This window comes from Corynebacterium variabile, from assembly GCF_006539825.1.
Lineage (GTDB): Bacteria > Actinomycetota > Actinomycetes > Mycobacteriales > Mycobacteriaceae > Corynebacterium > Corynebacterium variabile.
Genome location: NZ_BJNT01000003.1, coordinates 153,203 through 171,984 on the forward strand (window position 1 = coordinate 153,203; position 18,782 = coordinate 171,984).

At 68.1% G+C, this 18,782-nt stretch carries 16 protein-coding genes; 5 read left to right on the forward strand and 11 right to left on the reverse strand.

The features are described from left to right. The first annotated feature begins 8 nt into the window (after nucleotides 1-8). The 4 genes from aroA (at nucleotide 9) to katG (ending at nucleotide 5,204) form a co-directional block, all read left to right on the forward strand. The gene (gene aroA, locus CVA01_RS01685; RefSeq protein ID WP_141328109.1) at nucleotides 9-1,292 is read left to right on the forward strand and encodes a 3-phosphoshikimate 1-carboxyvinyltransferase; all 1,284 of its coding nucleotides are present in this window, start codon (nucleotides 9-11) and stop codon (nucleotides 1,290-1,292) included. Nucleotides 1,293-1,297: 5 nt separating this feature from the next. After that, complete coding sequence (gene rsgA / locus CVA01_RS01690; RefSeq protein ID WP_141328111.1) at nucleotides 1,298-2,308, forward strand: ribosome small subunit-dependent GTPase A; 1,011 nt, start codon at nucleotides 1,298-1,300, stop codon at nucleotides 2,306-2,308. A 115-nt stretch (nucleotides 2,309-2,423) separates the two neighbouring features. After that, the gene (locus tag CVA01_RS01695; protein ID WP_141328113.1) at nucleotides 2,424-2,921 is read left to right on the forward strand and encodes a Fur family transcriptional regulator; all 498 of its coding nucleotides are present in this window, start codon (nucleotides 2,424-2,426) and stop codon (nucleotides 2,919-2,921) included. 36 nt (nucleotides 2,922-2,957) lie between these two features. Beyond that, entirely contained in the window at nucleotides 2,958-5,204 is a 2,247-nt protein-coding gene (katG, locus tag CVA01_RS01700; RefSeq protein ID WP_141328115.1) for a catalase/peroxidase HPI, read from the forward strand. Between the two features lie 113 nt (nucleotides 5,205-5,317). Here katG and CVA01_RS01705 read toward each other — a convergent pair whose 3' ends face one another. Both CVA01_RS01705 and CVA01_RS01710 read right to left on the reverse strand, forming a co-directional pair. Then, the gene (locus CVA01_RS01705; RefSeq protein ID WP_041630688.1) at nucleotides 5,318-5,824 is read right to left on the reverse strand and encodes a DUF6912 family protein; all 507 of its coding nucleotides are present in this window, start codon (nucleotides 5,822-5,824) and stop codon (nucleotides 5,318-5,320) included. Between the two features lie 8 nt (nucleotides 5,825-5,832). After that, nucleotides 5,833-6,243, reverse strand: coding sequence for an HAD family hydrolase (locus CVA01_RS01710; protein ID WP_141328117.1), 411 nt, complete (start codon nucleotides 6,241-6,243; stop codon nucleotides 5,833-5,835). Between the two features lie 58 nt (nucleotides 6,244-6,301). On the opposite strand from CVA01_RS01710, the gene CVA01_RS01715 reads away from it, so the two are divergent. Further along, nucleotides 6,302-6,895, forward strand: a complete 594-nt coding sequence (locus CVA01_RS01715; protein ID WP_141328119.1) for an Rv3235 family protein — start codon at nucleotides 6,302-6,304, stop codon at nucleotides 6,893-6,895. Nucleotides 6,896-6,937: 42 nt separating this feature from the next. On the opposite strand, the gene secA is transcribed toward CVA01_RS01715, so the two are convergent. The 9 genes from secA to CVA01_RS01760 all read right to left on the reverse strand — a co-directional run. After that, nucleotides 6,938-9,496 carry a preprotein translocase subunit SecA gene (secA, locus tag CVA01_RS01720; protein ID WP_014010672.1) on the reverse strand — a complete coding sequence of 853 codons (2,559 nt, stop codon included), beginning with the start codon at nucleotides 9,494-9,496 and terminating at the stop codon, nucleotides 6,938-6,940. Between the two features lie 187 nt (nucleotides 9,497-9,683). Next, nucleotides 9,684-10,364: a ribosome hibernation-promoting factor, HPF/YfiA family gene (hpf, locus tag CVA01_RS01725; RefSeq protein WP_014010673.1), complete on the reverse strand. Its 681-nt coding sequence runs from the start codon at nucleotides 10,362-10,364 to the stop codon at nucleotides 9,684-9,686. A 181-nt stretch (nucleotides 10,365-10,545) separates the two neighbouring features. Continuing rightward, nucleotides 10,546-11,256: a ComF family protein gene (locus CVA01_RS01730; RefSeq protein ID WP_141328121.1), complete on the reverse strand. Its 711-nt coding sequence runs from the start codon at nucleotides 11,254-11,256 to the stop codon at nucleotides 10,546-10,548. Between the two features lie 35 nt (nucleotides 11,257-11,291). Next, nucleotides 11,292-13,070, reverse strand: coding sequence for an LpqB family beta-propeller domain-containing protein (locus CVA01_RS01735; protein WP_170209653.1), 1,779 nt, complete (start codon nucleotides 13,068-13,070; stop codon nucleotides 11,292-11,294). Then, entirely contained in the window at nucleotides 13,063-14,991 is a 1,929-nt protein-coding gene (mtrB, locus tag CVA01_RS01740; RefSeq protein WP_280528048.1) for an MtrAB system histidine kinase MtrB, read from the reverse strand. Before mtrB ends, CVA01_RS01735 begins: the two co-directional genes overlap by 8 nt. A gap of 332 nt (nucleotides 14,992-15,323) precedes the next feature. Further along, nucleotides 15,324-15,998: an MtrAB system response regulator MtrA gene (mtrA, locus tag CVA01_RS01745; protein ID WP_073883292.1), complete on the reverse strand. Its 675-nt coding sequence runs from the start codon at nucleotides 15,996-15,998 to the stop codon at nucleotides 15,324-15,326. Nucleotides 15,999-16,044: 46 nt separating this feature from the next. Next, entirely contained in the window at nucleotides 16,045-16,755 is a 711-nt protein-coding gene (locus tag CVA01_RS01750; protein ID WP_141328123.1) for a dTMP kinase, read from the reverse strand. A 12-nt stretch (nucleotides 16,756-16,767) separates the two neighbouring features. Beyond that, nucleotides 16,768-18,282, reverse strand: a complete 1,515-nt coding sequence (gene ahcY, locus CVA01_RS01755; RefSeq protein ID WP_170209654.1) for an adenosylhomocysteinase — start codon at nucleotides 18,280-18,282, stop codon at nucleotides 16,768-16,770. Nucleotides 18,283-18,379: 97 nt separating this feature from the next. Then, nucleotides 18,380-18,782, reverse strand: a 403-nt coding sequence (locus CVA01_RS01760; RefSeq protein WP_244938087.1) for a DUF4259 domain-containing protein, incomplete at its 5' end; no start/stop codon positions are given.

The following is an 18,782-nucleotide window of genomic DNA, read 5'->3' on the forward strand; positions in this document are numbered from 1 at the left end:
TGGAGCCCATGACCCCAACTCCATGGGCCGCGCCGGTCGCCCCGTTCCCCGTCACCGCCACTGTCTCTGTCCCGGGATCGAAGTCGATCACCAACCGGGCACTGCTGCTGTCCGCGCTCGCCGACGGCCCCTCCGAGATCACCGGAGCGCTGCAGAGCCGCGACACGCAGCTGATGGCGGACGCCCTGCGGACCATGGGGACGACCGTCGTCACCGACGGAGACAACATCACCGTCACCCCTGGTGACCTGCACGGCGGCGAGGTCCAGTGTGGCCTCGCCGGCACCGTGCTGCGCTTCCTTCCCGCCGCCGCCGCCCTCGCCGACGGCGACGTCTGGTTCCACGGCGACCGTGAGGCCCAGGCCCGCCCGATGGGCACCACCCTCGAATCCCTGGAGGCTCTGGGGGCGACCGTCAAAACCTCGGACGACCCGGGGAACCCGCTGCCTTTCGCCGTCACCGGCCACGGCGGGATCCGTGGTGGCGAGGTGCACATCGACGCCTCGGCATCCTCCCAGTTCGTCTCCGGCCTGCTGCTCGCCGGTGCGCGCTTCGACGAGGGAGTCACCGTCGTCCATGTCGGGGACGCCGTGCCCAGCCAGCCGCACATCGAGATGACCGTGGAGATGCTGCGCGCCGCCGGTGTGACCGTGGACGTCAGCTTCAACCGGTGGACGGTCCACCCCGGTCCGGTCCGGGGACGCCACTGGGCGGTCGAACCCGACCTGTCGAACGCGACCCCGTTCCTCTCCGCCGCCGCGGTCACCGGCGGTGAGGTGCGGGTGCGCGACTGGCCGGCGCAGACCACCCAGCCCGGCGACCAGTTCCGTGCGGTGCTGGAGGACATGGGTGCGACAGTCGACCTCGCCACGCACACCGGCGAGCTCATCGTGCGCGGCGCTGCAGGTGGGGCGCTCACGGGCATCACCTGGGACATGCACGACATCGGCGAGCTGACCCCGACCGTCGCCGCGCTGTGCGCCCTGGCGAAGGGTCGCAGTCACCTCTACGGCATCGCCCACCTGCGCGGCCACGAGACCGATCGGCTCGCCGCGCTGGAGGCTGAGCTGACCGGGCTGGGCTGCGGCGTCTCCCAGACCGCCGACGGCCTGGTCATCGACCCGGCCCCGTTGCACGGTGGGCTGTGGCACACCTACGCCGACCACCGGATGGCGACCGCCGGGGCGATCCTCGGCCTGGTCACCGAGGGCGTGCAGGTCGAGGACATCACCACCACGACGAAGACCCTGCCCGGGTTCGAGACGCGCTGGGCGCAGATGGTGGGGGCCTGACGGATATGGGCCGGCGCAGTTACGACGAATCCGATGTCAAGGTCCGCCCGGGGAAGGGGTCCCGGCCACGGACAAAGGACCGACCGTCCCACAAGGACGCCGAGACCGGCATGGTCGTGACGAAGGACCGGGGACGCTGGGGCGTGGTCATCGACGGCGCCGACCCGGATGCTTCCCCGGCGATCTGCATGCGCGCCCGGGAGATGGGACGCACCGCCGTCGTCGTCGGTGACCGGGTCGCCGTGGTCGGCGACACCTCCGGTCTCGACGGGACCCTGGCCCGCATCGTGCGGTTGGAGGACCGGAAGACCGTCCTGCGCCGAACCGCCGATGACACGGACTCCTATGAGCGTGTCGTGGTCGCCAATGCCGACCAGCTGCTCATCGTCACCGCGGTCGCTGATCCGCCGCCGCGCTCCGGGTTCGTCGAGCGTGCGCTGATCGCCGCGTTCGCCGGGGGTCTGACCCCGGTGATCTGCCTGACGAAGTCTGATCTGGCGGATCCGTCGGAGTTCGCCGCCGAGTTCGCCGACCTGGACGTGCAGGTCGTGGTCTGTGGCCGGGACGATCCGCTGACCCCGGTCACCGATCTGGTGCACGGTCACCTCACCGCGCTGATCGGACACTCCGGTGTGGGAAAGTCCACCCTGGTCAACCGGCTGGTGCCGGATGCCGACCGGGCGACCGGCGTGGTGTCCGGCGTCGGCAAGGGTCGTCACACCTCGACGCAGTCTGTCGCGTTGCGGCTGCCCGGTGGCGAGAACGCCGGCTGGATCGTCGACACCCCCGGTATCCGGAGTTTCGGCCTGGCCCATGTGGATCCGGAGACGGTCATCGGTGTCTTCGAGGATCTGCGGGACGTCGTGGAGGACTGCCCCCGCGGCTGTACCCACGCCGGCCCGCCGGCCGATCCGGAATGTGCCCTCGACCGGCTCACCGGCGCCAGTGCGCGGCGTGTCGCCGCGGTCCGTGTCCTGTTGGAGGCGCTGCGGTCCAACAACGAGTGGGAGCTGTAGCCCCTTCCCGGTAGTGATCCGGATCCCGCCGAGGATCCGCCGGTCTGCCTGCATCTCTCCTTATTTTATTAGTTCAATATTGCGGGATTTCAAAAGTAGGTGCATACTGGGTCCCATGCGCACAGAACCGGCCGACACCTGGGTAGAACGCGTGCGGGATGCGGGACTTCGAGCGACCCCCGGACGCCTCGCCGCCCTGCGGTACATCAACACCCACCCGCACAGCTCCGCCGCCGAGGTGCACGCCGGTATCCGCACGGAACTCCCGTCGATCTCCATGCAGTCCGTCCACAATGTCGTGAACGATCTGAGCGCACACGGCGTCCTGCGCCGTATCGACCTGCCCGGTGCCACCGGCGCACGCTACGAGACAGACAACGACGACAACCACCACCACATCCAGTGCGTGGTCTGCGGTCGTCTCGAGGATGTCGAGTGCGTCATCGGCGAAGCCCCGTGCCTCACCCCCAGTGACACGCACGGCATGAGCACCATTCTCTCCGCAGAAATCACGTTCCGGGCCGTCTGCGACGACTGCGCCGCCCGCGAAGGACTCCCACCGCCGGCCGACCACCGGCACGCAGTACACCACACAGCACCCACGTTCCGTTGAACCACTCTGCGACAACAGATCCAGGAGATACACACCATGACTGACACGACCAGCGGCTGCCCCGTCATCCACGGGGGCTCCGGCGAGCCCACCCCGGGCTCCGACAACGACCGCCTCGTATTCCCCACCGAGGGCAACCCGAACCAGCAGTGGTGGCCGAAGCGCCTCAACCTCCACCTGCTCGCCCACAACCCGCAGGAGATCCGGCCCACCGATCCGGACTTCGACTACGTCGCCGCCTTCGAGGCACTTGATCTCCCCGAGGTCAAGAAGGACATCGAAGAGGTCCTCACCACGTCGAAGTCCTGGTGGCCCGCCGACTTCGGCAACTACGGTCCGCTGATCATCCGTATGGCCTGGCACGCCGCCGGTACCTACCGCGCCTCCGACGGCCGCGGTGGCGCCGGCACCGGCCAGCAGCGCTTCGCCCCGCTCAACAGCTGGCCCGACAACGGCGGCCTCGACAAGGCCCGCCGCGTCCTCTGGCCCGTCAAGAAGAAGTACGGCAAGTCCCTGTCCTGGGGTGATCTCATGGTGCTCGCCGGCAACGTCGCGCTGGAGACCATGGGCTTCGAGACTCTGGGCTACAGCGGTGGCCGCGAGGACGTCTGGGAGCCGGAGAACGTGTTCTGGGGTGCGGAGTCCGACTGGCTCGGCACGGACGCCCGCTACAACGGCACCAATGAGACCACCCGTGAGCTGCAGAAGCCCTTCGGTGCGACCACCATGGGCCTGATCTACGTCAACCCGGAGGGCCCGGAGGGCAACCCGGACCCGGCCGCCGCCGCCCCCGACATCCGCGAGACCTTCCACCGGATGAACATGGACGACGAGGAGACCATTGCCCTGATCGCCGGTGGGCACACCTTCGGCAAGACCCACGGTGCCGCCCCGGACACCGAGGAGAATGTCGGCCCCGCTCCCGAGGGCGCTCCGCTGCACCGCCAGGGACTCGGCTGGGAGAACCACAACGGTTCCGGCAAGGGTGATGACCAGATCACCTCCGGTCTGGAGGTCACCTGGACCTACCACCCGACCCGCTGGGACAACGAGTTCTTCCACATCCTCTTCGCCTACGAGTGGGAGCCGGTCCGCGGCGAGGGCGGCCACTGGCACTGGCGTCCGAAGGACAACGGGGGCGCCGACATGGTGCCGATGGCGCACTCCGCAGGACGCCGTGAGCCGCGCATGCTCACCACCGACATCTCGCTGCGCGTCGACCCGACCTACGAGAAGATCGCCCGGAAGTTCAAGGACGACCAGGCCGCCTTCAGCGCCGCCTTCGCCCGCGCCTGGTTCAAGCTGACCCACCGCGACATGGGCCCGGTCTCCCGCTACGTCGGCCCCGAGGTCCCCTCGGAGACCTTCATCTGGCAGGACCCGCTGCCCGAGGCCACCGGTGAGCAGATCACCGCCGCGGACGTCGCCGAGCTCAAGCAGGCCGTCCTGGATTCCGGCCTGTCGACCGCCCGGCTGGTGGCCACCGCGTGGTCTTCGGCCTCGAGCTTCCGTTCCACCGACAAGCGCGGTGGCGCCAACGGTGCGCGTATCCGTCTGGAGCCCCAGCGCAGCTGGGAGGCCAATGAGCCTGCCGAACTGGCCACGGCGCTCCACGCCCTCGAATCCGTGCGTGCCGGGTTCAACGAGACCCACGCCCCGCGCGAGGTGTCGCTGGCCGACCTCATCGTCATCGCCGGCAACGCCGCGGTCGAGAAGGCGGCCGCCGAGGCCGGACACCCGGTCGAGGTGCCGTTCACCCCGGGCCGCGTCGACGCCACCCAGGAGCAGACCGACGTGGACTCCTTCGCCTTCCTCGAACCCGAGTCCGACGGCTTCCGCAACTGGCAGAGCGCGTCCCTGGACTACCCGGCCGAGCACCTGCTGGTCGACAAGGCCGCACTGCTGGGCCTCACCGCCCCGCAGATGACCGTCCTGGTCGGTGGCCTGCGTGTCCTCGGCGCGAACCACGGCGGCTCGACCGACGGTGTCCTCACCGACCGCCCCGGTGTGCTGAGCAACGACTTCTTCGTCAACCTGCTCACCCTGGGCAACGAGTGGACCCCGCAGGACGCCGCCCCGGGCCACTACACCTGCACCGACGGCGAGACCGGCGAAGAGCTCTGGACCGGTACCCGCGCTGACCTGGTGTTCTCCTCGAACTCCGAGCTGCGTGCGCTGGCCGAGGTCTACGCCTCCGACGACGCCGCCGACAAGTTCATCGACGACTTCGTCGCCGCCTGGGCCAAGATCGCCGAGGCTGACCGCTTCGACCTGCACCACTAGTTAGGCTGACCGGAACTGACCACCCGGACACAGCAGAACCCCTGCCGACAGGATCACCTCCCGTCCCCGGCAGGGGTTCTGCTGGATCGACGGTTCCCCCGGGACCGCAGAGCCTAGAGCAGGTCCACCAGGACGCCGAGCTCCTTGGCGTCGTACCAGCTCATGAGATTGTCCTCGCAGTCACCGAGAGTGATCTCGGCGTCCTCGTCCCCCAGGTCGGCCGCGTCGACGACCTCGATGGCCGCCGCCGTCGCCGGCTCGTTGCCCTCGTCGTCGACGTGGATCGCCACGAGCTGTGACGTCTCCAGCAGAGCCGGGAACACGTCCACGACCGCTTCGCCCTTGTCCGCGTTCGCCAACACCGACGTCTCGGGTAGGTCAGCGGAGATCACCACACGACGGTGCGGAAACTTCTCCTCCCCGCCGGCGGTCAGCAGGCGCAGGGACGCCCGCGAGGCCTCCAGGAACGCCTGGTACTCGATCTCCTCGTCGTCCCCGGAGGTGAAGAACTCACGCAGCGCCGGGGTCAGTGAGAAGCCGACACCCGAGCGCACCGGCATCTGGCCGTCCTTGGCGAGGGTGCCGAGCATGTCGAAGGTGGCGGGAAGGTAGACGCGCACACTCATGGTCAGAAGGTCCCTTCAAGACCGAGCAGGCCGGTGATCTCGACGATCGCCCGGTCGAACTGCTGGTAATACACGCCGATGAGACCGGACTCGACCGCGCCCTTGATGTTGAGGATCGAGTCGTCGACGAGGATGCAGTCGTTGACCGGCACATCCAGTCGCTCGGCGGTGATCCGGAAGATCCGCGGCTCCGGCTTGTCCACCCCGACCTCGCCGGACAGGACGACCGTGTCCACGTAACCGGCCTCCTGCCAGCTGCGGATCGGGTCGGCGGCGGGGCCGCCCGGATCGTTGGAGAGGATGGCAGTGCCGTATCCGGCGTCCTTGGCGGCGGTGAGGACCTTGCGCCAGCGTCGGCGGTCCTCCTCCGCCCCGTCGAGGACGCCACAGTAGTCCACAATCAGTGCTCGCATACCCGTCATTGTGCCACGTCCCCTCCCCTTCCCGCCCGACACGGTCTAGGATGTGGCCATGGGGACCTCGGGGAAGACATCCACGGAATCGACCGCCGCGCACACGGCGGTGCACTCGGCGGCACACACCGTACCGCTGCCCGGCCTGGTGTATCTGCGTCGGCCGACCGGTGCAACGGCTATGGAGGACACCCCACCGACCGCCGACGTCGCCGCACCGCACCGGGACCCCCGGCGGACCGGAGCTGACGGAGCTGGCGGCGTCCTCACGGGGACGGACAGGACCACTCCGGCGCGGGACGCGGCCACCGCGGAGATTTCCCGGCTGCTCCGCCTGTGGTTGGAGGCCTTCGACGGTCGGCGTCCGGTGACGGCCCTGCGGCGTGGCCCCTTCTCCCCCGCCGTCCTTGACGACCTGCGGTCCCTGATCAGGGAGTCACTGGACACCGTCGGGACAGCAGGTGCCGCCAGGACCGGACCAGCACCGGGATCCACCCCGTCCCGGCTGCTGCGTGTGCACCTTCCCCCGTCACACCACCGCCGACTGTCCTTCACCGCGAGTGTGGCGGTCAGTGGGCGGGTGCGGGCCCTCGTCGGTCACCTGGGCCGCCACGACACGCGCTGGCGCGTCGAGAGCGTCACCCTGGTGTGACCGGAAGAGCCGGCAGTGCCGGAGGCGGGGCCAGGGCAGGCTCTACGCCCCGGCCTCGGCCTGCTTCTTGGCGGCAGACTCCTGGAACTGCTTACGGACCAGGAAGAGCTGACGGATCGTCTCCTCCTTGATGCCGTCGTTCATGCGGCGGAACATGTCGCCACCCTCGCGCTGGTACTCGACCAGCGGATCGCGCTGGGCCATCGCGCGCAGGCCGATGCCCTCCTTGAGGTAGTCCATCTCGTAGAGGTGCTCGCGCCACTTCTGGTCGACGACGTTGAGCAGGACGCCACGCTCCATCTGACGGATCTGCTGCTCACCACCGACAGCGGTGACGGCCTCCTCGAGCTCGTCGTACTGGGCGTGGGCGTCCTCCTGCAGTGCCTTGAGCAGCTGCGAGGCGGAGAGCTCACCGGCGCGACCGAACTCGTCACCGTCGATGAGGTCCCGGGCCTTCACACCGGGGCCGTAGAGCGCGTCGAGGGCGTTCCACAGTTCCTCGAGATCCCAGTCCTCCACGTAGCCCTCGGCAGTGGCACCGTCGACGTAGGCGGCGATGGTGTCGTCCATCATCGCGCGGACCTGGTCGCGGACGTCCTCGCCCTCGAGGATCTGACGGCGCTCACCGTAAATGACCTTGCGCTGCTCGTTGAGGACCTCGTCGTACTTCAGGACGTTCTTACGCATCTCGAAGTTGGAGTTCTCGACCTGCGACTGGGCGCCCTTGATGGCGTTGGAGACCATCTTCGAGTCGATCGGCATGTCATCGGGGACGTTGAGGCGGGTCATGAGCGCCTCCATCGTCTGACCGACGAAGCGGGTCATCAGGTCGTCGCGCATCGACAGGTAGAAGCGGGTCTCACCCGGGTCACCCTGACGTGCAGAGCGTCCACGCAGCTGGTTGTCGATACGACGGGACTCGTGTCGCTCGGTACCGAGGACGTAGAGGCCACCGACCTCGCGGACCTTCTCCGCCTCCTCCTCGGACTTGGCACGGGCCTTGACGATCTCGTCGTCCCAGGCCGTCTCGTAGGCCTCCGGGTTCTCGACCGGGTCGAAGCCACGCTCACGCAGGGTGATGTCGCAGATGATGTCGGGGTTGCCGCCGAGCACGATATCGGTACCACGGCCGGCCATGTTCGTCGCGACGGTGACGGCCTTGAGGCGTCCTGCCTGGGCGATGATCTCCGCCTCCTGCGAGTGGTACTTCGCATTAAGGACGCTGTGCCTGATGTGCTGCGCCTGCAGTAGCTTCGACAGGTACTCGGACCGCTCGACGGACGTGGTACCGACGAGGACCGGCTGGCCCTTCTCCACACGCTCGGCGATGTCCTCGGCCACGGCCGCGAACTTCGCCTCCTGGGTCTTGTACACCAGGTCAATGTCGTCGGTGCGCTGGTTGGCCTTGTTCGTCGGGATCTGGGCGACGTCGAGCTTGTAGATGGACTTCAGCTCCGCGGCTTCGGTCTCGGCGGTACCGGTCATACCCGCGAGCTTGTCGTAGAGGCGGAAGTAGTTCTGCAGCGTGACCGTGGCGAGAGTCTGGTTCTCGTTCTTGATCTCGACGTTCTCCTTGGCCTCAATGGCCTGGTGCATGCCCTCGTTGTAGCGGCGGCCCTGGAGGATACGACCGGTGAACTCGTCGACGATCATGACTTCACCGTTGCGGACGATGTAGTCCTTGTCCTTGGTGAACAGCTCCTTGGCCTTGATGGCGTTGTTGAGGTAGCTGACGAGCTGGGAGTGCTCCGGGGAGTAGAGGTTGTCGATGCCGAGCTGGTCCTCGACGAACTCCACGCCCTCCTCACGCACACCGATGGTCTTCTTGCGACGGTCGACCTCGTAGTCGATGTCCAGGGTCATCTTCGGGACGATGCGCGAGAAGGCGGTGAACCACTGGGAGGAGCCGCCGACCGGACCGGAGATGATCAGCGGGGTACGGGCCTCGTCGATGAGGATCGAGTCGACCTCGTCGACGATGGCGAAGTTGTGGCTGTGGTCCTTCCGCTGCACCAGGTCGTCGAGGGAGTGCGCCATGTTGTCGCGCAGGTAGTCGAAGCCGAACTCGTTGTTCGTGCCGTAGGTGATGTCGGCGTTGTACGCGTCCCGGCGCTCCGCCGGCTTCTTGCCGGAGAGGATCACGTCGGTGCCCAGGCCGAGGAAGCGGTGGACGCGGCCCATCCACTCCGAGTCACGCTTGGCGAGGTAGTCGTTGACGGTGACGACGTGGACGCCCTTACCCGACAGGGCGTTGAGGTAGGCGGGGAGCACACAGGTCAGGGTCTTGCCCTCACCGGTCTTCATCTCGGCGACATAACCCCAGTGCAGGGCGGCACCGCCCATGATCTGCACCTTGTAGTGCTTCTGACCGAGGACGCGCCAGGACGCCTCACGGGCGGTGGCGAAGGCATCGAGGAGAATGTCGTCGAGGGTCTCCCCCGCCTCGAGCCGCTCCTTGAGTTCCTCCGTCTTCGCCTGCAGCTCAGCGTCGCTGAGAGCGGTGTACTCGTCATCCTTGGCGATGACCTGGTCCGCGACGGCGGACAGCCGCTTGACGGCCCGTCCCTCGCCGAGTCGGAGAATCTTCGAAAGTCCTAGCACGTGCTGCCTGTCCTTCTGTTGCCGGTTGAGCGGGATGAAGCGCTGTAGAGCGTAGTCAAACCGTCAGTATAGCGGTCACGGGCGCTCCTGTGCCCGTACCGCTGCGTTTCACCCCGTCGCATCCCCCTGGCACACGACAGTCCCGGCCGACGCTCAGAGGCGTCGACCGGGACTGTCGGTCAGTCAGCTACTCGCCGGGGGTGGCGACCGGCGCCTTCAGGGCGATCAGACCGTAGTCGTAGCCGTGGCGACGGTAGACCACGGAGGGCTTCCCGGTCTCCTCGTTGACGAAGAGGAAGAAGTCGTGACCGACGAGCTCCATCTCGCTGAGCGCCTCGTCGACGCTGATCGGGGTGGCGGGGTGCTCCTTCTTACGGACGATCTGGCCGGGGAGGAACTGGTCGGCGTAGGGATCGACGTCGAAGGGACCCGGGGTCGCCTCGGGCTTCTCCGCTTCCTGGACGAGCTCCGCGGTGGCTTCGCCGACAGACACCGGTGCGCGGTGCCCGGACAGCGAGATCTTGCGACGGGCCTTGACCTTGCGCAGGGAGCGCTCCATCTTCGCGACAGCGGCCTCGAGGGCGGCGTAGAAGGAATCCTCCTTCGCCTCGGCGCGGGCGATGTGTCCCTTGCCGCTGGCGGTGATCTGGATGCGGTCGGACTCGTCGGCACGACGCGGGTTGCGCTCGTGCTGGAGCTCGACGTGGAAGTAGGTGAGGGTCGGGTCGAGGCGCTCCACCTTGGCGAGCTTCTGGTTCACCCGTTCGGCGAAGTGCTCGGGGATCTCGACGTTCCGACCCGTGATCTCAACCTGGGTTTCCGGGGCGACAACGCCCTCAGCTGCGGTGGTCTGCTCGTTGACAGCCATGCTCAACCTCCCGAATCCTGGCCACCCGGAGCCGGAACCTGGTGTTCCGCTTCCCGTGTACCGGTGACCTGTTCTGTGCCACCCACAGTACCTGTGGAACGGACCGCGTGGGGGTCTCCACTACCCCTTTTCATCACCCCGAAACACCCCGGAGCAGACACCACATGCCCGATCTCCCACATCAGGCACCCGCCGCCACCACCCCCGCTGCTGGAATCACACCCCTCGCGGCCAGTGCCGTGGTGAATCCTCCCAGCGTCGCCCCGGTCGTGCACACGTCATCGACCACGCAGGCCACCGCCCCCGGTGACCGCAACAGGCGCCGCACCCGGCGCAGTTCCGACCGGTCCAGCTCGAGCCCCTGCGACAGGTTCACCGTCCGGGCGGCGCGTGACAGCCCCACCGAATCGGGTGTCCCCTCGGCCAGCGACGCCACCGCCGCCGCGTCCGCGTATCCATCCAGACTGCGCGCCGCCACCACCGCCGCCCGGGCCACGACACAGCCGCCCCTTTCCCGTGCCGCGGACGGACGCGTCGGCGCGGCGAGCAGCACCACCGGGGCCAACCTGGGGTCCGGCAGCTCCCCGGTGGTCACCAGTTGGCGCACCACCCCGGCGATGACCTCCCCCAGCACGGTCACCGCGTCCGGCCGGTGATGGTCCTTGGCTGCCAGGATGATCGCCCGGTGCACCCCACCGTAGGGTCCGGCACTGTACACGCGGGGTGAGAATGAGCCGTCGACCGGCGACGGAGGACGCCGCAGCGCCACGGCACAGTCGCGGCACACCCCAATCCCACGGCCCGCCGGCACCGGTTCCACACGTGCACAGCCTGGACAGTCCCGCCGCCAGACCAGGTCGGCGGCGTCCGCGATGCCGGTGACGATCCCCATCTCCTGACCCCCCTTGTGGCCCCGTCAGTGCCCCGTCAGCGGACCGTCACCGGCACGGCACGCGCACCCTGCAGCGCCGGCACCTCACGCCAGAAGTCACTGGTGGTGTCGGTGCTGCCGACCTCACCGGCACCGTAGCCGATCTGCAGCAGGGCGCGGCCGTCGAGGATGTACTCCGTGGTTCCCGTGGATGCCACGGCGACGACCGGCGCGGTGACGTTCCGCGAGGTCAACTGGGTCTGCATGGAACCGTCGACCGCGACCATCCACACCGGGGTGTCATTGGCGCGGGTGCCGACGAGCAGTTCCCCGTCCGGACGCCAGCCCACAGACACCGCGGTATCGCCGAGGTTCGTGGCCACCGGGACCGGGGTCCCCAGCCGCGCCCCGGCGGAATCCTGGGACTCATCGGAGCCGGAGGAATTCTCCAGGACGCTGACGAACAGTCGGCCGTTGATGATCATCGCCGCCCGTGTCCCGTCACGGGACACCGTGAACTCACTGATCGTGGGGTTGTCGAGTCCGAGACTGTTCAGCATCGCGAAGTCCACCGTGGCCTCCGACATCCGGCCAGACGCCGTCATGGACCACCGTCGCACCTGCTCGCCGTCGGTGACCGCGTACAGCCACTGACCGTCGGCGGTCCAGGAGGGACGCGAGATCTGGTCCGAGGTGTTCACGGTCACCGGGCTCCCCTCCGGGGCGCCGACCAGGAGGCTACGTGGCTCGTCCCCGTGGCCGGAGACCGCGGCGACGGTGCCGTCGGAAGAGTACGCCGCAGACTCCAGCTCCCCGGACGCGGTCCAGCCGCCGACGGAGGAGGCGCCGTCGTCCGAGACATCGACGAGAGCACCGTCGCGCAGAGCCCGCAACGGCTCGTCCGGCACCGCATGGGGGTCGAGATCACGGGCATCGTCGATGCTCCACGTGTCCCCCGGCTCCGACTGTCCGCTCCCCACGGGGACTCCGTCGGCGAGGATCCGGTAGGGCCCACGGACATCGGAGTCCGCGAGTGTCCAGATGATCTGCGCGGCCAGCGTCCGGACACCCTCGGCGTCCATCGCCGACAGGCCCTGCAGGTCCACGGTGAATCCGCCGGACTCCCCGTCCCGCGCCTTCACGACGACGTCGGAGGACAGGGACGAGACGACACCGTCCGCGAGACTGTCCCGCGGACCGGCGGCGAGCAGGGAGATCAGCGACGAGCCGACGTTCTCCTGCCGCGAATAGGTCCAGCGGCGGTCCGGGACAAGGAACCGGCGCGTCGGATCGAGGAAGTAGATGTCCCTGGCCTGGTAGGCGGAGGTGAAGTCATTGCGGTCCATGATCACACCCGACGGCAGCCGGTCGATCCGCCAGTCACCGTCGACGAGCACCATGTCGATGGTGTCCTCGTAGGAGCGGTAGCCGGCCTGGAACGCTCCCCCGGTGCCCAGCGAGCCGGTCACCGTGCCGCGGACCGTGTAACTCAGACCGTTTCCCGACGCCGCACCGTCGGCGTTGAGGTCAATGCGGGACAGGATGAGAGTGCCCGTGGCGTCCTGCCAACTGTCGGCGGCGTCGGAGGTGAGGAACTCACGGGCGGCCTGGTGGTTGTTCAGCGGGTGGGCGGAGGCCGAGAAGAACGACCGCAGCAGGAGGTCGGGCGCCTGTCCCGGCTGCGGGACCGGCACATTGTCCAGGCTGGGGGACGCCGCGTAGGAGCTGATGACCTCCGGGGACGAGCTGCCCGGGATCGTGGCACAGCCGACGACAGAGCCCAGCGCGGCCACCGTGAGCAGGGCACCGGCGGTCCGGATCTGACGGTCACTCATGGCGGTCCTCCCTGTCCTCACGGTCCTCGCCGTTGTCGCCGTTGTCGCCGTTGTCGCCGTTGTCGGCGTTGTCGGCGTTGTCGGCGTTGTCGGCGTTGTCGTCATGCTCGTCGTACTCGTCATACTCGTCCATGTCCGCCGCCTCTTCGAGGGCCTTGCGGACCTCCTCCTCGGTGAAGCCCTCGAATCCGCCGTAGGCGTCCACCACGTTCATGGTGTCCATCGCCTCGAAGGCTTCCGCTGCTTCTGCGGCATCCACGTGTGCGGACACGTCGACAGCGTCGGCGTCGGCGGGTGCCGGGTACTCCGGCAGCTCCGGCACCACCGGGGCGTCCTCCACGGCGGGCACCGCCGACTCGGGATGGACCTCCAGCGGCAGCGGCGAGGAACGGACCTCCTCACCGGGCTCCAACGGCAGCGTCAGCCGGAAGCAGGCACCCACCCCGGGCTCACCGGTGGCTTCCAGTCGACCACCGTGGAGCAGGGCGTCCTCCTTGGCGATGGCCAGGCCAAGTCCGGTACCGCCGGTGCGGCGCTCACGGGAGGGGTCGGTGCGCCAGAAACGGTTGAACACCAGATCCGCCTCACCCGGGGTCAGCCCCACCCCGTGGTCCACCACCGTGACCGCCAGCGAACCGTCCCCCGTGCGCATCGTGACGTCGACCGGGCGTCCCTCACTGTGGTCGATCGCATTGGCCAGCAGGTTGCGCAGCACGCGCTCGACGCGCCGGGAATCGACCTGGACGCTCACCGGTTCGTCCGGCAGATCCAGGATGATCGGGCAGCCGACCTCCTCAGCGATCGCGCGGACCTGTTCGAGCGTCGACTTCACCACGCCGCGCACGTCGATCATCTCCAGCGACAGGTTGGCCACACCGGCGTCGTGCCGCGAGATCTCCAGCAGGTCGCCGAGCAGCATCTCGAAACGGTCGAGCTCGGAGAGCATCAGCTCCGAGGCGCGGCGCGTCATCGGGTCGAGGTCCTCGGCATTGTCGTGGATGAGGTCGGCGGCCATGCGGACGGTGGTCAGTGGCGTGCGCAGCTCGTGGGAGACATCCGAGGTGAACTGCTGCTGCAGCGAGCCGAAATCCTCCAGCTGACGGATCTGGTGGGACAGGTTCTCCGCGAGATCGTTGAAACTCATCGCCAGACGGGCGACCTCGTCCTGACCGTCGACGGCCATCCGCTCGCGCAGATGCCCGGCGGCGAAACGTTCCGCGATACGGGACGCCGTGCGCACCGGCACCGTGAGCTGCTGGGAGAACACCCAGGCGATGACGACCAGGAGCACCAGCAACGTCACGGCACCGGCGAGGAGCAGACCGCGCATCAGGCCGAGAGTCGATTCCTCATTGTCCAGCGGAAGCACCAGATAGAGCTCGAGACCCTGGATGTCCGACGCCACCGGCGTGCCGATGATCAGGGCCTTGTATTTCCCGGAGGCACGGTCCACCGTCGCGTACTGGTCGGCGACCCTGCCCTGGCGGACGAAGGTACGGAGGCTCTCCGGGATCTGCTGCTGTTCCGGACTCGAGACGTCCCGGCCGTTGATGTCCGGGGCGATGACCACCGGTTCGAAGACCGTACTGGATCCGCCGGAGGACTCGGCGGCGCCGCTGCTACGTTCGGTCAACGACGCACGGGCGGCGTTGATCCGCAGCTGCAGGGAATTCGAGTTGTCCGAGGATCTGAGCTGTTCCTCGACGGTGACGCGGGCCCGGTCGACCGCGGAGGTCGCGACATCGTGCTTCTCGTCGAGCAGCTGCTGACTGACGAAGCTGGTGAGCACGAAACCGAGCGCCATGATCACGACGAGGGAGGACAGGAAGACACTGCCGATGACGCGGGTCTGGATCGAGGTCCGCCAGCGCTGGGAGAGTACGACCCGGGCACGGCGCAGGAACGTCCGGGGCCGGCTCATAAACAACCTCAGGGCGTCGCGGAAGCCGACGTCCTTGAGTTCACCCCGGGGTGCCCTCCGGGGGTCCTCGGCCTGGTGACCGCTACCCTGGCCGTTCCCGGGCCGGTGACCGCGGCCCCGGGAGAACGGTAGGATCGACCGGCCGAGAGCGCCTCGCACGTGGTGCGTGGCGGACGGCGGGTCGACGACAGGATCCGCGGACGCAGCGGCGTCCGTGGAACCGGTGGGGGCGGCGGTGGATCCGGGGGTACCGGACAGGGCGGCGTCATCCCCCTGCTCAGGGTCGGACGCCGCGGATGCGGATGTCTCGCTGCTCACGGGGGAGACGCCCTTCACTCGCCCGTCTTGTAGCCCACGCCGCGCACGGTCTGGATGATCACCGGGTTGTCCGGATCCTTCTCCACCTTGGAACGCAGGCGCTGGATGTGCACGTTGACCAGCCGGGTGTCGGAGTTCTTGCGGTATCCCCATACACGCTCCAGCAGTTCCTCGCGGGAGAAGACCTGGCGGGGACGGGAGGCGAGGGTGGCCAGCAGTTCGAACTCGATGGGGGTGAGCTGGATGACGGCACCGTCACGGGTGACCTGGTGACCACCGAAGTCGATGGTGACATCGCCGACAGTGGCGGTGTCCGGGGTCTCCTCCGGGATACGGCGGAGCCGGGCGCGGACGCGTGCGACCAGCTCCTTGGGCTTGAAAGGCTTCGGCACGTAGTCGTCCGCACCTGACTCCAGACCGAGGACGACGTCGACGGTGTCGGTCTTCGCGGTGAGCATGACGATCGGGACCGCGGAGAAATCGCGGACGGCCCGGCACACGTCGACGCCGTTCATCCCCGGGAGCATCAGGTCCAGGAGGATGAGGTCCGGGTGCTGGGTCCTGGCGGCCTCGACGGCCTCGGCACCGTCGCCGACGGTGACCGTACTGAACCCCTCTCCCTGCAGGACCATGGTCAGCATCTCGGAGATAGCGGGGTCGTCGTCGACGACGAGAATCTTGGCAGCCATGGTGAACAGTCTGTCACATTGGAGGTGACTCGGGGATCGCCAGGCCTCAGTCCTCGTCGGGGACCTCGGCCTCTGCAGCCTCGGCAGCGACGGTGTCCGCCACGGCATCGGCGAGCTCGACGAGCTGCGCATCGAGGGCCGACCTGTCACCGCTGTTGTCCAGCACGAGCCAGGGAGAGTTCCACCGCGCGTCGGCCAGGGCACGGTAGGCCGCCAGCGTCCGGGCCTGGAGCCCGCCGTCTGCCTCATAGGCGTCCACTCCGCGCCCGGCGTCCTCCTCAGCACGGGCCGCGACCCGACCGGCCGTCACCGAATCCGGGACGTTGACGAGGACCTGCAGGTCGGGCACCGGAATGCCGAGCTGCGTGAACTCCAGGTCATCGACCCAGGCCACGACCTCGGAGGATTCACCGCCTGCTGAGGCGTCCTGCGACAGCCGTGCCGCGGAATACGCCGCGTTCGAGGCGACCCAGCGGTCCAGCAGGACCACGTAGCCGTCCTCGTCGAAGCCGGTCAGTTCCGTGGCGACCTCCGCCCGGTCCAGGGCGAACAGGGTCGCCATGCCGTAGGCGGAATCAACCAGGTCGCCCATGCCACCGTGCAGCGCCGCGGAGGCGAGTTGCGCGTGGACCGAGGTCTCGTAGCGGGGGAAGGCCAGCCGGGCGACCGGGATCTCCCGGGCGATGAGCTCGGCTTCCAGGGCGGTGACGACGGTGTTCTTGCCGGCACCGTCGATGCCTTCGAACGCGATGATCACGTCGGCGAACCCCTAGTAGCGGTAGTGCTCGGGCTTGAACGGGCCCTCGACGTCGACGCCGATGTACTCGGCCTGCTCCTTGGTCAGCCTGGTGAGCTTACCGCCGAGCGCCTCGACGTGGATCCGGGCGACCTTCTCGTCGAGGATCTTCGGCAGGCGGTAGACCTCGTTGTCATACTTGTCACCGTTGGTGAACAGCTCGATCTGCGCGATGGTCTGGTCGGCGAAGGAGTTCGACATGACGAAGCTCGGGTGGCCGGTGGCGTTGCCCAGGTTGAGCAGACGGCCCTCGGAGAGCACGACGATGCTCAGCGGGTCACCGTTGGCGTCCGGGAAGGTGAACTCGTCGACCTGCGGCTTGATGTTCACGCGGGTGACGTCGGTGCGGTGGTTCAGCGAGGCCATGTCGATCTCGTTGTCGAAGTGGCCGATGTTGCCCAGCACGGCGTGGTTCTTCATCTGCTGCATCTGCTCGAAGGAGATGATGCCCAGGTTGCCGGTGGAGGTGATGACGATGTCGGCCTCACCGATGGCATCGTCGACGGTGACGACCGGGAAGCCGTCCATGAGCGCCTGGAGCGCGTTGATCGGGTCAGCCTCGGTGACCTTGACCCGGGCACCCTGACCCTTGAGCGCCTCAGCGACTCCCTTGCCCACGTCACCGTAACCGGCGACCAGGGCGGCCTTGCCGCCGATGAGCATGTCGGTACCGCGGTTGATGCCGTCGATGACGGAGTGACGGGTGCCGTAGCGGTTGTCGAACTTGGACTTGGTGACGGCGTCGTTGACGTTCATCGCCGGGAACGGCAGGGTGCCCTGCTCGGCGAAGTGGTACAGGCGGTGGACGCCGGTGGTGGTCTCCTCGGTGACACCCTTGATGGCCTTGCCGGCCTCGGTCCACCGGGTGGCGTCCTTGCCGTAGGCGCGGGCGAGCATCCGCAGGAAGGCCTGGTACTCGTCGGAATCCTCGGTGGAGGGCTCGGGGACGAGGCCGTTGCCCTCGAAGATGGTGCCCTCGATGACGGCGTTGGTGGCGTCGCCACCGTCGTCGAGGATCATGTTCGGCTTGTCGTCGCCCCAGTCGAAGACCTGCTCCAGGCACCACCAGTACTCGTCGAGGGTCTCACCCTTCCAGGCGAAGACCGGGACGCCCGTCGGGGCCTCAGGGGTACCGGAGCCGACGACGACGGACGCGGCGGCCTCGTCCTGGGTGGAGAAGATGTTGCAGGACGCCCAGCGGACCTCGGCGCCGAGGGCGGTGAGGGTCTCGATGAGGACCGCGGTCTGGACGGTCATGTGGATCGAGCCGGCGATCTTCGCGCCGGCCAGCGGCTGCTCGTCGGCGTACTCGCGACGCAGCTCCATCAGACCGGGCATCTCGTACTCCGCCAGGCGGATCTGGTGACGGCCGGACCCCGCGAGGGAAAGGTCCCGGACCTTGTACTGGAGGTCGCCGGCCGTATCGACGGTGAGGTCGGCCAGCGGATCGAAGGTGAGGTCGGCGGAAGATCCTGCGGAATCAGCCATGGGTGGGGTGCTCCTTCATAGGGCGGGGTTAATCAGACAACTCCATCCACCCTAGCGCGGCCCTACCGCGGCGCAGCCAGCCGAGGCCGGATCACGGTCAACTCAGTGCTTCGACGCTGGTCTCCAGGCCGTCCGGGGCGTCCTCCCCCAGTCGCTCCAGCTGGCCGTCGAGAACCGGGAGGGCGACCTCCTGCAGTTCGTCCGGGCAGTCGCCGATCCGGGAGCGGATCAAGGGGTGCTCGTCGACGACATCGGATGCGGTGAAGGGGGCACCGGCCCACACGGCAGCCACGGTCGCCGCGCAGAGCCCGGTGGTGTGGTCGGCGTCCCCCGGGGACGCGTGATTGAGGGCGACGGTGCAGGCGTCCTGCAGCGCAAGTACCAGCTCGCGATCGTCGTCAGCCACGTCGTCGCACTCGGTGAGGAAATCGGTACTGCTGTCGTCAGCGAAGATGGTCTCGTCCCAGCTGCTCATCGACGGTGCCTTTCTCTGGGGGGGT

What these genes read in the sequence shown, in the direction of transcription:
- CVA01_RS01735 (WP_170209653.1), bottom strand. Translation starts at nt 13,070, where the DNA reads ATGAGTGACCGTCAGATCCGGACCGCCGGTGCCCTGCTCACGGTGGCC.
- CVA01_RS01730 (WP_141328121.1), bottom strand. Translation starts at nt 11,256, where the DNA reads ATGGGGATCGTCACCGGCATCGCGGACGCCGCCGACCTGGTCTGGCGG.
- hpf (WP_014010673.1), bottom strand. Translation starts at nt 10,364, where the DNA reads ATGGCTGTCAACGAGCAGACCACCGCAGCTGAGGGCGTTGTCGCCCCG.
- CVA01_RS01710 (WP_141328117.1), bottom strand. Translation starts at nt 6,243, where the DNA reads ATGCGAGCACTGATTGTGGACTACTGTGGCGTCCTCGACGGGGCGGAG.
- ahcY (WP_170209654.1), bottom strand. Translation starts at nt 18,282, where the DNA reads ATGGCTGATTCCGCAGGATCTTCCGCCGACCTCACCTTCGATCCGCTG.
- katG (WP_141328115.1), top strand. Translation starts at nt 2,958, where the DNA reads ATGACTGACACGACCAGCGGCTGCCCCGTCATCCACGGGGGCTCCGGC.
- mtrB (WP_280528048.1), bottom strand. Translation starts at nt 14,991, where the DNA reads ATGAGCCGGCCCCGGACGTTCCTGCGCCGTGCCCGGGTCGTACTCTCC.
- rsgA (WP_141328111.1), top strand. Translation starts at nt 1,298, where the DNA reads ATGGGCCGGCGCAGTTACGACGAATCCGATGTCAAGGTCCGCCCGGGG.
- mtrA (WP_073883292.1), bottom strand. Translation starts at nt 15,998, where the DNA reads ATGGCTGCCAAGATTCTCGTCGTCGACGACGACCCCGCTATCTCCGAG.
- CVA01_RS01715 (WP_141328119.1), top strand. Translation starts at nt 6,302, where the DNA reads ATGGGGACCTCGGGGAAGACATCCACGGAATCGACCGCCGCGCACACG.
- CVA01_RS01695 (WP_141328113.1), top strand. Translation starts at nt 2,424, where the DNA reads ATGCGCACAGAACCGGCCGACACCTGGGTAGAACGCGTGCGGGATGCG.
- aroA (WP_141328109.1), top strand. Translation starts at nt 9, where the DNA reads ATGACCCCAACTCCATGGGCCGCGCCGGTCGCCCCGTTCCCCGTCACC.